This window comes from Bacillus cereus group sp. N21, assembly GCF_016483395.1.
Taxonomy (GTDB): Bacteria; Bacillota; Bacilli; order Bacillales; family Bacillaceae_G; genus Bacillus_A; species Bacillus_A pseudomycoides.
The window spans coordinates 1-12,301 of record NZ_JAEHBX010000101.1; the positions used below are offsets into that span (position 1 = coordinate 1).

Below are 12,301 nucleotides of genomic sequence, written 5' to 3' on the forward strand. Positions count from 1 at the left end.
GCTCCGATTGAATATCGAATCTCGATGGCTGCATAGTCTTTTTTTACAGCTGTCCACTTGACGGGGGTAAGACCAAATTGAGCTGTCCTTTTATTGTTTATCCCGCTATTTGCGACCAGTAAGATCCCCACTTCCAAATTCAGCGAAAGTAAAGAAGTTAGGTGGGGGATTAAAGTTTCACTTTATGAGAGACTAATGCATTACTCAGTGCTGCAAATTCTTCAATTGATAATGTTTCGCCTCTTCGCTTTGGATCAATGCCTACTTCCGTTAAAATACGATCTAATAACTCTTTATCTTTCGGGAAACCATTTAGATTATTTGATAAGTTATTCATCAACGTTTTACGACGTTGTGCAAAGCTTGCTCGTACTACTTCGAAGAAAAACTTCTCATCTTTCACTTCAACAATTGGTTTTGGACGTTTTAAAAGACGAATAACTGCGGAATCTACATTTGGTTGTGGGACAAATACGGTGCGCGGAACAGTCATAACTGTTTCTACCTCCGTATAATATTGAATTGCAATAGATAGAGAACCGTAGTCTTTCGTTCCTGGTTTAGCCGCTAAGCGATCTCCCACTTCTTTTTGCATCATAACAACAAACCCACGAACTGGTAATTGTTCTTCTAGCAATTTAAACAAAATTGGTGTTGTAACGTAGTATGGTAAATTTGCTACTACCATTACGTCTTGCCCTTTTTCGAACTGCTCTCCGAATACTTCATGTACATCTGCTTTTAAAATATCTTTATTAATTACAGTTACGTTGCTATAAGGAGCTAATGTTTCATCTAGAATTGGTAATAGTCGTTGATCGATTTCAAAAGCGACTACTTTCTTAGCACGTTTTGCTAACTGCTCCGTTAACGCTCCAATACCAGGACCAATTTCAATTGCTCCGCTCTCTGAGCCGATTTCTGCATAATCCACAATACGATTTAATACGTTTGTATCAATTAAGAAATTTTGACCTAAACTCTTTTTGAATGAAAACCCGTACTTTTCAACAATGTCTTTCGTACGATTCGGTGTTGCGATATCCTTCATTTCTTTTCCTCCTGTAATACTTGTTTATATGCTTCCGCAAATGCTTCTTTTGAAACTTGAAACATTTGTAAACGTTTATGTAGCTGCTTCGCATTTGTATAACCAATCTTTAATAGTTTACCCATTTTTTCTCTACGACTTTTTGCCTGTTCTCCGCCTACTAGTCCAGCATCTACTAAGTCACTCCAACTAATTTCGCTCGTATAGGCTTCCATTTCTTCGTGAACATTTTCTAAAGCACGGCGAATGGATTCATTGGAAGCATGTTCAATTCCGACTCCTTTTTTTCTCTTGGCAAGTGCCTCTTCTTTCGGTAAGAAAGCATGCTTACAACCCGGAACCTTTTCAGAAATAATTTTCCGAATACGCTCTCCCGGGTAATCAGGATCCGTCAAAATAATAACGCCTCGTTTTTGCTGTGCCAATTTTACTTGCTCAATGACATGTTCACCGATTGCTGAACCGTTCGTTTCAATTGTATCTGCATCAACAGCACGCTTAATTGCAACTGTATCATCTTTACCTTCTACAACGATAATCTCTTTAATTTTCATGACTGCCTCCACACTGATTTCGTCTCTACTTAGTAAAACAAAAAAACGAATACTTTTCCATTATTATTTTCCCACTGATACAATTTAAAAAGCAGAGGAGAAAAAATCCTCTGCCTACTCTTCTTATTGTAACACTTTAACCTCACTTGTTTTCTTCCCTACAAATATATCCGTTAGTTAGCTAGCTTGTATTGCCTTCTGGGTATTGTTGGTGTCTCTTCATTGGGAGGTAACAATAGAGGCAGGGTAAAAGAAAAAGAATGGAATTCACCATTCTTTCTTATTCAACACCAAATAAAGCTTTTGCATTTTCTGTAGTTACCTTTGCGACCTCTTCGTATGAAATACCTTTTAAGTTAGCAATTTCTTCTGCCACAAGTTTCACATAACTTGGCTCATTTCGTTTACCACGAAATGGATGTGGCGTTAAGTATGGACAATCCGTTTCTATTAGCAGCTTTTCCATTGGAATTTCCATTGCAACTTCTTTCGGTTTCTTTGCATTTTTGAAAGTTACTGGCCCACCCAATGAAATTAAAAAATTCATATCAATACATTGTTTTGCCACCTCTACACTGCCACTAAAGCAATGCATAATGCCGCCTACTTCAGCTGCATTTTCTTCTTCTAGAATATCTACAATATCTTGCGTTGCATCACGGTTATGTATAATAATAGGCAATTTCACTTTCTTTGCTAACTGAATTTGTTTACGAAATACTTCTTTCTGTACTTCCTTCGGAGACTTGTCCCAATGATAGTCCAACCCCATTTCACCAAGAGCAACTACTTTTGGGTGTGCAGCTAACTCTTCTAACCAAACTAAATGTCCTTCTGTCATATCAATGGCATCAACGGGATGCCAACCAACCGCTGCATAAATAAAGTCATACGTTTCTGCGAGCTCAATTGCTTTTTTTATTGTTACCTCATCAAAACCAACAACAACTGTATACGAAACCCTAGCTTCTTTCATTCTTGCAATAACTTCCTGTAAATCTTCTTCAAATTGCTCTGCATTTAAATGTGAATGTGTATCAAACAACATAACAAATAACTCCTTTTATTTGAAATAAATTCTATCATAGTAAAAAATCTCTTCCCTAAAAACGTAATAACAATAGTACAATCTTAATACAAAAAAGGAATTTTTAAAAAGATTCCTAACAAGAAAAAAAGATGCTCCACGAATGTTACACGTGAAACATCTCTTATTTTGTCAAGATTACTTGATTTTTGTACCATTTGATAAATTTTGATCAATTGTTGCTAAAGACAATACTCCGTTTTCTTCGCCTGCTAAAATCATACCTTGTGATAATTCACCACGTAATTTCACTGGTTTTAAATTTGTTACACAAATAACTTTTTTCCCTTTTAATTCTTCTGGTGTGTAAAATTTAGCAATTCCAGAAACAACTTGTCGCTTTTCTGTGCCTAAATCAAGTTGAATCTTTAACAGTTTGTCTGCTTTTTTTACAGGCTCTGCTTCTATTACTTCCGCCACACGCAATTCAACTTTAAAGAAATCATCAATTGTAATTTCTTCTGCCTTCGGTTCCTCTTCCTTTTTCTCTTCTACTTTAGGAGCAGAACCTTTCATTTGTTCTTTGATATATTCAACTTCAACTTCTACCTCTAAGCGTGGGAAAATTGGTTGTCCTTTGACTACCTTCGTGCTAGCTGGAATACAACCAATCGTAGAAAGGCTATCCCAAGATTGATAAGCTTCATCAGTAAGGCCAAGTTGTGTAAAGATTTTACTTGGTGTTGCTGTCAAGAATGGCATAAGCATAATGCCCATTTGGCGAAGCATTTCTGCAAGGTGTGCCATTACGGACGCAAGCTTATCACGATCATTCTCATCTTTCGCTAATACCCAAGGTTGTGTTTCATCAATATATTTATTAGTACGGCTAACCAGTTGCCAAATAGAACTCAATGCTACCGAAAACTCCATGTTTTCCATTGCTTCTTCTACTTTTTTCAATGTATCCTGTGCAAACGTTACTAATGTTTCATCAAACTCAGTTACATTTTCTTTAAAAGCAGGAATTTCTCCATTAAAGTACTTATCAATCATCGCTACTGTACGATTTAATAAGTTTCCTAAGTCATTTGCAAGGTCAAAATTAATTCGCTCAACAAAACCTTCTGGCGTAAATACACCGTCTGATCCAAATGGAACCTCACGAAGTAAATAGTAACGCAGTGCATCCAATCCATAACGATCAATTAACGTAACTGGATCAACTACATTACCTTTTGATTTACTCATTTTTCCGTCTTTCATTAAGATCCAACCATGAGCAAATATCTTTTTCGGCAGTGGTAAATCTAGTGCCATTAAAATAATCGGCCAATAAATTGTGTGGAAACGAACAATTTCTTTTCCTACTAAGTGAACATCTGCTGGCCAATACTTTTTATATTTCTCTTCATTATCTGTTCCATATCCTAGTGCTGTAATGTAATTAGATAATGCATCTACCCATACGTAAATAACGTGTTTGGGGTTACCTGGCACACGAATTCCCCAGTCAAAAGAAGTACGAGAAACTGCTAAATCTTCTAGACCTGGTTTAATGAAGTTATTAATCATTTCATTTTTACGAGATTCAGGCTGAATGAAGTGTGGATTTTCTTCATAAAATTGTAGTAGTCGATCTACATATTTACCCATTCTAAAGAAGTAAGATTCTTCGCGAACAAGTTCTACAGCATGGCCACTATCTGGACTTTTTCCTCCGACTACTTTATCGCCTTCCATAATCGGATCAACAAGTTGATGTTCTGTGTAGAATGTTTCATCCTGTACAGAATACCATCCTTCATATTCATCAAGATAAATATCACCTTGATCAACAAGTTGTTTAAAAATCTTTTCAACAACTTCTTTATGACGATCTTCGGTTGTCCGAATAAAGTCATCGTAAGAAATGTCCATTTTCTCCCACAATTCTTTAATTCCTGCTACAATGTTATCAACATATGCTTGTGGTGTAACTTGTAGTTCTTCTGCTTTCTTTTGAATCTTTTGTCCATGCTCATCAGTACCTGTTAAATAATGAACATTATATCCTTGCATGCGCTTGTAGCGTGCCATTGCATCTCCTGCTACCGTTGTATAAGCATGTCCAATATGAAGCTTTCCGCTTGGATAATAAATTGGAGTAGTGATATAAAAGGTCTTATTTTCCTCTGTCATTGTTTTGAACCTCCCAAATGACCTCATATGTATTTATAAACAGTATATCAAAAACTGACGCATAAAAACGAATTAATGCTCGATTATCTTTATCATCTATTACTCATATTCAAAAAAAATATACAGTAATTTATCTGGAATATTGATAAAATTTAAAAATACAGTAAAATACTTGTGTAATTCTTTCATTTTCTATTATATATAAGAAGTATAAAAATCTACAATTCTTTCATAAAATATAAAATTTATGAATTGACGGAAATGTAAATGATTGGTATCATATGTTCATAGGGTATTTTGTCGAAAAATGACGAATTAAAATATAGACTCGCAAACTTACAGAATATGAGGAGGATAACGAATATGAAATCTACTGGTATCGTTCGTAAAGTTGATGAATTAGGCCGTGTTGTAATTCCGATTGAATTACGTCGTACATTAGGTATTGCTGAAAAGGATGCTCTTGAAATTTACGTTGATGACGAAAAAATCATCCTAAAAAAATATAAGCCTAACATGACTTGCCAAGTAACTGGTGAAGTGTCTGATGGTAACCTTTCTTTAGCTGAAGGTAAAATTATCTTAAGCAAAGAAGGCGCTGAACAGATCTTAAACGAACTTCAACAATATATTCAAGCAGTAAAATAAGCTTCTCAATTATGAGAAGCTTATTTTTTATCAACATGATAGATTTGATAGACGTCTCGTTTCGACAAATCTCGATCTTTGGCCGCCTTTTTAATTGCATCCTTTGAAGACATTCCTTGCTCGTTTATGTAATGTTCGATATGATCGTATACTGATATAGCTTCCCACCACTGTTCCTCTGGAGCAGGTTCCTCTTTTGATCCGGATACTAATATACAAAATTCACCACGAACCTCATTTTGCTTTGTCCATTCAATCGCTTCTTCTACCGAACCACGAATAAATTCTTCAAATTTTTTCGTTAGTTCTCGGCACAATACAATTTCTCTATTTCCAAGTACTTCTTTCATAGAAATTAATGTATCATCTAACCGATGCGGTGCTTCATAGAACATCATCGTAGTTGGAACATAACGAAGCTTTTCTAATTCCGCCTTACGTTCTTTTTTATTTCTGTGCAAAAATCCGTAAAAATAAAAATGTCTCGTTTCTAACCCTGATGCAATTAGCGCTGTAAGAGCAGCATTTGCCCCTGGAAGTGGAATAACATGATATTGTTTCTCTACAGCTTCTACAACAATGTCGTAGCCTGGATCAGAAATACAAGGCATACCTGCATCACTTACAAGAGCTACTGTTTTTCCATCTTCTAGCTTATCTAAAATTTTCTGTCCACTTACTTCCTTATTATGCTCATGATAACTCATAACTGGTGTTTCAATTTCAAAATAGTTACAAAGCTTTTTCGTCTGCCGCGTATCTTCAGCAGCAATGATATCAGCCTCTTTCAATATCCGAATCGAACGAAACGTCATATCTTCTAAATTACCAATCGGCGTTGGAACTAAATATAAGGCTCCCTTTTCATTTGCTTGAAAACTTTTTTGCTGCCACATAGCGTTCTCCTTTTTGCATATATTCTTCTTTTTCTTTTCGCTTTAACTGTTTAAAATGATATTCAGCTTGCATCGCTGTCGTTTTATCTCCATGAACCTCTACGTATTTTAAAACAACAGGAAGCCTAGCACGAGTATAACGTGCTCCCTTCCCACTATTATGAGTTTGAATTCGTTTCTCTAAATTATTTGTATACCCTGCATAATAACTCCTATCTGAACATTCTACTACATAAAAATAATGTTTATTCTTCTCCATATAAGATTGAACGAAGCTCCTTTGTATACTCATTATTTTCCTCATATACAAAAAGGGGTGGCAAAATTTTCAAATCTGCATTTCCATCTTTAATTCCTTCTATTAGTAGCGTATTTGCTTCTTTACCCGCCTTTGGATATACAAACTGCACACGTTTTGGTTCAATCTTATACTTTCTCATTAGTGTTACAATATCAAGTAATCGACCTGGACGATGAACAAATGCTACCTTACCACCTTGCTTTACAAGCTGACTACTAGCATATACGACATCCTCTAATGTACACATAATTTCATGACGAGCTATAGCTAAATGCTCGTTAATGTTTTTCTCAGATGCCTTTGGTGTTTGAAAATACGGCGGATTACATGTTACAACATCGTATTGATGACGCCCAAGCTGCTCTGGCATATCCTTTAAGTCTCCATGAATTAACTGAATTCTTTCTTCTAACTTGTTATACTGGATGCTTCTTACTCCCATATCATACAAGCGTTCTTGAATTTCTACCCCTGTAATATTCCCTTTCGTTCTCGTGCTTAACAAAAGCGGAATAACAGCATTTCCTGTACATAAATCAAGCAAATTTCCCTTTTGAATCGGAACCCATGCAAAATTCGCAAGTAACACTGCGTCTAAAGAAAAATTAAACACAGATGGACTTTGAATAATTTTCATTTCTTCCGCTAGTAAATAATCTAAACGTTCATCTTCATATAAGTGCATATACGATTTCCTTTCTTATACTTAACCTACCCTATTTGAACGTAAAACTAAGACCTATTTCATCTTATCTTTACTCTCATGTATAAAAAATTACCTTTCCAATATATTGGAAAGGTAATTTCATTTTTTATTTAAAAATGACAGACAGAATAAACAATCCCCTTCTTTACGTACACTTCCATAATGTAAATTACAGATATGGAAACCTTCTTGATATAGGCGTGCTAGGTTATCGTAGCCTTCACCAATATCCGTTTTAGGCTTCATTTCTTTTCGTTTTTGAGTTTTTTGTTTTTCCTTATTCTGTATTTCTTCAAAACGACGTCGCAAATTTTCATTTTCCATTTTAATATGTTGGTTTTCTTCAAGTAACTCTGCAAGATGTTGCTTTAATTCTCCCAACTGCTTATATAAATGTCCAATTTGCTCTTCCATACTGGAAACCGCTGCAAAAATATCCTTTTTCTCCACAAGCACCCACCTCATTAATCTGTGGTTTGACTCGAAACGACCCCTTCATTAATTAATTCATCTAACGTATATTCTACTATCCGTTCCTTGTCTACTAATTCCACTTGAATTAATCTTTCTAAAATATTTAATCCGATAACGCGTCCAAGACCATGCGGTGTTTGTATACGTTGATCTAAATCAGGAAGTTGCTCTTTTGCCGCTTCATACTCGTCATTCTCATATTTTAAGCAACACATTAATCGGCCACATAAGCCAGAAATTTTCGCAGGATTTAATGATAAATTTTGATCCTTTGCCATTTTAATGGATACAGGTTCAAAATCACCTAAAAATGTAGAACAACAAAGCATACGGCCGCATGGACCAATACCACCAAGCATTTTTGCTTCATCGCGAACACCAATTTGTCTTAGCTCAATTCTTGTCCGAAAAATTGCAGCTAAGTCTTTTACAAGTTCACGAAAGTCAATACGACCATCCGCTGTAAAATAGAAAATAATCTTATTACGATCAAACGTATATTCTACGTCTACAAGCTTCATATCAAGTTTATGTTCCCCTACCTTTTGTTGACAAACTTGATATGCTTCTTTTGCAGCATGTTTGTTCTCTTCAACAATTGTCCGATCATTTTCATTTGCAATGCGAATGACTTTCTTTAGCGGTAGTACCACATCATTTTCATCAACTTGCTTTTTTGTAATAACTACTTTCCCATATTCAATACCTCGTACAGTTTCCACGATCACAAATTCATTTTCCGAGATATCGAATTGATTCGGGTCAAAGTAATACACTTTTCCGGCCTTCTTAAAGCGAACACCTACTACATCATACAAAACGGTCATCCCTCCTGCAACCGCAACACTAACTGTTCGAACACAAGCTGCGCATTTACATTAGCGTTGATTCTATTTTTTGCTTCTAATATATTAAAAAGAGCTGATACAATGCGCTTCTGAGCGTAAGAGAAAGAATGAAACATCTCCTTTTGATCTTGAAAGACAAGACGATCTTCCTCTCCTAATTGAACATATAATAAATCCCTATAAATAAGGAGTAAAATATCTAAACCTTGTTGTAATTGTTCCTTCTCTCCAAAGTGTTTCCCCCACTTTTCTTGTACAAAAAAAAGAGAGGTTGTATCTTTTTCGAGCGCTTCACATAATTTTATCACTAAAGCTCGTGCTTGTGCAAACCATTCATCATTACACAGTAATAACGCTTCCTCAAAACTATTCGTAAGCTGTGCAGCAAGGGTAGATAAAGAAACTGCAATTCCATCCCCCTGCAGTCTCTCAATTAAAGATTCTGTAGACAAAGGTCTAAATGTCACAACTTGGCAACGAGATAAAATAGTATTTAAAATTTGATGACTTTGTTCAGTAAGTAAAATAGCTGTTGTATTGCTGCTTGGTTCTTCTAAAAATTTTAATAAGGTATTAGCAGCATTTGCTGTCATTCGATTTGCATGCTCAATAATATATACCTTTTTATTTGCCTCTAAACCCGTTTTTGAAAACTCTTCCTGTAAATCATGAATTTGTTGTTTTTTAATAGATAACCCATCTGGTCTTACAATATGTAAATTAGGATGGTTACCTGAATCAATCCGGCGGCAATTCGTACATGTATGACACGGCTCTACACCGTTTCTTTGTTTACAAAGAAAACTTTTTGCCATTTGAATTGCCGTTTCATATTTTCCAGTTCCTTTTGCACCTTCTAACAAATAAGCGTGGGATATACGCCCTTTTGCAATACTATTCATCAACATCTTTACACCAATGGGCTGTATAGCAGAAAGCTGCTCCCACGTCCTCGTCATAATGCATACCTCACTTGTTTTATACTTTCTTTCTATTATAACAATTTATCTTCTATAAGCTGAATAACTTCTTCCACAATCTTTTCTATTGGCTGATCTGCGTTCACAACGACTATGCGATCTAAGAAGCGATCTACAACCTGTAAATAACCATCACGTACACACTTATGGAATTCAATACTTTCCATATCTAAACGATTCACTTCACGATTAGCATCCTTTTCGATGCGAGCTAAGCCTGCTTCAGGTTCAATATCTAGATAGATTGTCAAATTAGGCATACAATCTTCAGTCGCAAACCGATTAATTTCAAATACCTTATCAATCCCTAGACCTCTTGCATAACCTTGATAAGCAAGAGAGCTGTCAATAAAGCGATCACATAATACAAGATAGTTTTTCTCCAAAGCTGGCATAACTTTTTCTACTAAATGTTGTCTGCGTGCTGCAGCATATAATAATGCCTCCGTACGTGCTTCCATCATCGTATACTCTTGGTTATGTAAGATTGCTCGGATCTCTTCTGAAATCGCTATACCACCTGGTTCTCGCGTTGCTATGACTTTTTGTTCTTTCTTTTCAAAGTACGGTAATAACTTTGTAATTAATGTCGATTTACCTGAGCCCTCTGGTCCTTCAATTGTTACAAATAATCCCTTCATCCTAAAACCTACTTTCTTCCTATATCATACACATTCATATATTTTACATTCCCTTGAAAACGAGCACCCGTTTCTTCTAAATAAGAAATTTGTTCGATGTGTTCTGTCGTAATTTCTTCTCCATACATCAGTAATGGAATACCCGGTGGATACGGAATAACCATATCCGCTGCAATCATCCCCGCAGCTTCTTGTAAAGGTACAATTTTTTTCTTATACTTTCCTAATTGCTTATAAGTAAATGGTAAAGAAGAGAATCCCTCTCTGTAAGTATACCGAATAGATGGTATCTTGTCTGTTACCGTATAATTACGTAATGCTGACCGTATTACTTCTATGGCCTTCATATACTGCTCATTCACTTGTAATGGTAAAATAAATAGAACATTATATGGATCTGCCATTTCTGCGTATATACCTATCTTTTCAAATATAGATTGTAATTCATATCCAGACAGCTCACAGCGTGTTTGTACCGTAACTTTTAACTCATCCTGCAAAGGATACTGTAAAACAGCAATTTGTGGAATACCCTGCAATTCCTCCCTAAATCGCCTCACAAACTCCACGATTTTATGACAGCCCTTCTCCTTCATATTTGCTAATGTAAAGCGAGCCACATCTAATGAAGCCATAATCGGATAAGACGGACTGCTAGATTGTAACATATTTAAATAAGAAGAAACTTTTTCTTCATGTACTAAATTACTATTGATATGTAAATAAGACCCCATAGTCATAGCGGGTAATGTTTTATGCGCTGAGTGTACAACTATATCAGCACCGTATTCTAATGCTGACTTAGGAAATGGCTCTCCTATACAAAAATGAGCTCCATGTGCCTCATCTACTAAAACAGGAATTTTATGTGCGTGTGCGCACATAATACTTTTCTTTAAGTCAACTCCCATACCATAATAATTGGGATGTGTTAAAATCAATGCCTTTGCTTCTGGATATCGTTCAATAGCTCCTTTAATGACCTCATGCTCAACTCCAACTGGTATACCATACAATTCATCAATCCAAGGCTCTAAAAATACTGGATTCGCTCCAGCTAACTTCAAGCCATTAATAATAGACTTGTGGCAATTTCTTTGTACAAGAACAATATCATGCTCCTTGCAGCATGATAAAATCATTGCCAAATTTCCAACTGTAGAACCATTAATTAAAAAATAACTCTTTTTTACATTATATACATCAGCCAATAATTGCTGTGCTTCATCTATACATTCAAACGGACTATGCAAATCATCTAATCCTGTTAATTCCGTTACATCAATAGAAAGCACATCACTAAAACCTGCTTGTGCCTGCTCCGGAAAATTCAAACCATTTTTATGTCCTGGAACATGTAAAGATAAAGGCTTTTTATTTTTAAACTGGAGTAACGTCTCATATAATGGTATTCGATTTTGATTCATGTTTATCTCTTCCTTACTTTTCATTCTCTATCTATTATACAGAGATATTAGGGCAAAAAAAATAATAGGCATGTGCGCCTATTTATGAATATGATATTTGGATCTTTCGCAGTTGTTCTAAATAGTATATATATTTAGGATCATTCGTTTCAGTTTCTACCATGTCCCGTTCACAAGCATCACATATAAAACTTGTGTGTACATGTATACCATCATCTTTCCTATTCCCACATACAATGCAAACCTCATGTTTTATTTTCATATCTTTATCCTAATCATTTTTCTCTAAATGAAAACGATGTAGGATATTCCTCCCCTCTATTTTGAATTAAAATATACTTACCTCTATTCCTTGACACTTTTCCGGAAAATATACATCGTTTCGTTATATATGTATGATATGAATCCTATTTGGGCAGTGTGTTTGTCACACACATGATGAAATTAAACTTTCTTCCACAGTACTTTTATTATCTTTTCACCTGAAAATATAAAAAAGCACGAGTCAAATGACTCGTGCTTTAATTGCTTGGCGACGTCCTACTCTCACAGGGACAAGGTCCCAAC

General features: G+C 35.5%; 14 protein-coding genes. 1 reads left to right on the plus strand and 13 read right to left on the minus strand.

Annotation, left to right across the window (positions count from 1 at the left end; all coding sequences use genetic code 11):
* Window positions 1-169: 169 nt before the first annotated feature.
* The 4 genes from rsmA to metG form a co-directional block, all read right to left on the minus strand.
* Window positions 170-1,051: a 16S rRNA (adenine(1518)-N(6)/adenine(1519)-N(6))-dimethyltransferase RsmA gene (gene rsmA / locus JDS96_RS28050; protein ID WP_199668774.1), complete on the minus strand. Its 882-nt coding sequence runs from the start codon at window positions 1,049-1,051 to the stop codon at window positions 170-172.
* On the minus strand, window positions 1,048-1,605 hold the full coding sequence (gene rnmV / locus JDS96_RS28055; RefSeq protein WP_018767333.1) for a ribonuclease M5: 558 nt from the start codon (window positions 1,603-1,605) through the stop codon (window positions 1,048-1,050). Before rnmV ends, rsmA begins: the two co-directional genes overlap by 4 nt.
* Before the next feature lie 280 nt (window positions 1,606-1,885).
* On the minus strand, window positions 1,886-2,653 hold the full coding sequence (locus JDS96_RS28060) for a TatD family hydrolase (protein ID WP_003194214.1): 768 nt from the start codon (window positions 2,651-2,653) through the stop codon (window positions 1,886-1,888).
* A 177-nt stretch (window positions 2,654-2,830) separates the two neighbouring features.
* Complete coding sequence (gene metG, locus JDS96_RS28065; RefSeq protein ID WP_199668775.1) at window positions 2,831-4,813, minus strand: methionine--tRNA ligase; 1,983 nt, start codon at window positions 4,811-4,813, stop codon at window positions 2,831-2,833.
* Window positions 4,814-5,176: 363 nt separating this feature from the next.
* Between metG and JDS96_RS28070 the strand changes: the two genes are divergently transcribed.
* A complete protein-coding gene (locus JDS96_RS28070; RefSeq protein WP_003194210.1) occupies window positions 5,177-5,461 on the plus strand; it encodes an AbrB/MazE/SpoVT family DNA-binding domain-containing protein in 285 nt (94 codons plus the stop codon).
* A 20-nt stretch (window positions 5,462-5,481) separates the two neighbouring features.
* Here the strand turns inward: JDS96_RS28070 and rsmI are convergent, their stop codons facing one another.
* The 9 genes from rsmI to JDS96_RS28115 all read right to left on the minus strand — a co-directional run bounded on the left by rsmI (window position 5,482) and on the right by JDS96_RS28115 (window position 11,996).
* Complete coding sequence (gene rsmI, locus JDS96_RS28075) at window positions 5,482-6,357, minus strand: 16S rRNA (cytidine(1402)-2'-O)-methyltransferase (RefSeq protein WP_199668776.1); 876 nt, start codon at window positions 6,355-6,357, stop codon at window positions 5,482-5,484.
* Window positions 6,326-6,616: a GIY-YIG nuclease family protein gene (locus tag JDS96_RS28080; protein ID WP_033795807.1), complete on the minus strand. Its 291-nt coding sequence runs from the start codon at window positions 6,614-6,616 to the stop codon at window positions 6,326-6,328. Before JDS96_RS28080 ends, rsmI begins: the two co-directional genes overlap by 32 nt.
* Window positions 6,603-7,343 (minus strand): tRNA1(Val) (adenine(37)-N6)-methyltransferase, encoded by a 741-nt coding sequence (locus tag JDS96_RS28085; protein ID WP_006093070.1) that lies wholly within the window; start codon window positions 7,341-7,343, stop codon window positions 6,603-6,605. Before JDS96_RS28085 ends, JDS96_RS28080 begins: the two co-directional genes overlap by 14 nt.
* Window positions 7,344-7,463: 120 nt before the next feature.
* Window positions 7,464-7,814, minus strand: coding sequence for a DNA replication initiation control protein YabA (gene yabA / locus JDS96_RS28090; protein ID WP_016116893.1), 351 nt, complete (start codon window positions 7,812-7,814; stop codon window positions 7,464-7,466).
* 14 nt (window positions 7,815-7,828) lie between these two features.
* The gene (locus JDS96_RS28095) at window positions 7,829-8,656 is read right to left on the minus strand and encodes a PSP1 domain-containing protein (protein ID WP_003194202.1); all 828 of its coding nucleotides are present in this window, start codon (window positions 8,654-8,656) and stop codon (window positions 7,829-7,831) included.
* 5 nt (window positions 8,657-8,661) lie between these two features.
* Complete coding sequence (gene holB / locus JDS96_RS28100) at window positions 8,662-9,645, minus strand: DNA polymerase III subunit delta' (protein WP_033795806.1); 984 nt, start codon at window positions 9,643-9,645, stop codon at window positions 8,662-8,664.
* Between the two features lie 35 nt (window positions 9,646-9,680).
* Window positions 9,681-10,307, minus strand: coding sequence for a dTMP kinase (tmk, locus tag JDS96_RS28105; protein WP_003194196.1), 627 nt, complete (start codon window positions 10,305-10,307; stop codon window positions 9,681-9,683).
* 8 nt (window positions 10,308-10,315) lie between these two features.
* Window positions 10,316-11,734, minus strand: a complete 1,419-nt coding sequence (locus JDS96_RS28110; protein ID WP_033795805.1) for an aminotransferase class I/II-fold pyridoxal phosphate-dependent enzyme — start codon at window positions 11,732-11,734, stop codon at window positions 10,316-10,318.
* Between the two features lie 82 nt (window positions 11,735-11,816).
* The gene (locus JDS96_RS28115) at window positions 11,817-11,996 is read right to left on the minus strand and encodes a sigma factor G inhibitor Gin (protein WP_016116889.1); all 180 of its coding nucleotides are present in this window, start codon (window positions 11,994-11,996) and stop codon (window positions 11,817-11,819) included.
* Window positions 11,997-12,301: the final 305 nt, after the last annotated feature.

Coding starts and splice junctions, on each gene's coding strand:
- JDS96_RS28110 (WP_033795805.1), bottom strand. CDS start 11,734: ATGAATCAAAATCGAATACCATTATATGAGACGTTACTCCAGTTTAAA.
- rsmA (WP_199668774.1), bottom strand. CDS start 1,051: ATGAAGGATATCGCAACACCGAATCGTACGAAAGACATTGTTGAAAAG.
- JDS96_RS28085 (WP_006093070.1), bottom strand. CDS start 7,343: ATGCACTTATATGAAGATGAACGTTTAGATTATTTACTAGCGGAAGAA.
- rnmV (WP_018767333.1), bottom strand. CDS start 1,605: ATGAAAATTAAAGAGATTATCGTTGTAGAAGGTAAAGATGATACAGTT.
- metG (WP_199668775.1), bottom strand. CDS start 4,813: ATGACAGAGGAAAATAAGACCTTTTATATCACTACTCCAATTTATTAT.
- tmk (WP_003194196.1), bottom strand. CDS start 10,307: ATGAAGGGATTATTTGTAACAATTGAAGGACCAGAGGGCTCAGGTAAA.
- JDS96_RS28080 (WP_033795807.1), bottom strand. CDS start 6,616: ATGGAGAAGAATAAACATTATTTTTATGTAGTAGAATGTTCAGATAGG.
- JDS96_RS28060 (WP_003194214.1), bottom strand. CDS start 2,653: ATGTTGTTTGATACACATTCACATTTAAATGCAGAGCAATTTGAAGAA.
- holB (WP_033795806.1), bottom strand. CDS start 9,645: ATGACGAGGACGTGGGAGCAGCTTTCTGCTATACAGCCCATTGGTGTA.
- JDS96_RS28115 (WP_016116889.1), bottom strand. CDS start 11,996: ATGAAAATAAAACATGAGGTTTGCATTGTATGTGGGAATAGGAAAGAT.
- rsmI (WP_199668776.1), bottom strand. CDS start 6,357: ATGTGGCAGCAAAAAAGTTTTCAAGCAAATGAAAAGGGAGCCTTATAT.
- JDS96_RS28070 (WP_003194210.1), top strand. CDS start 5,177: ATGAAATCTACTGGTATCGTTCGTAAAGTTGATGAATTAGGCCGTGTT.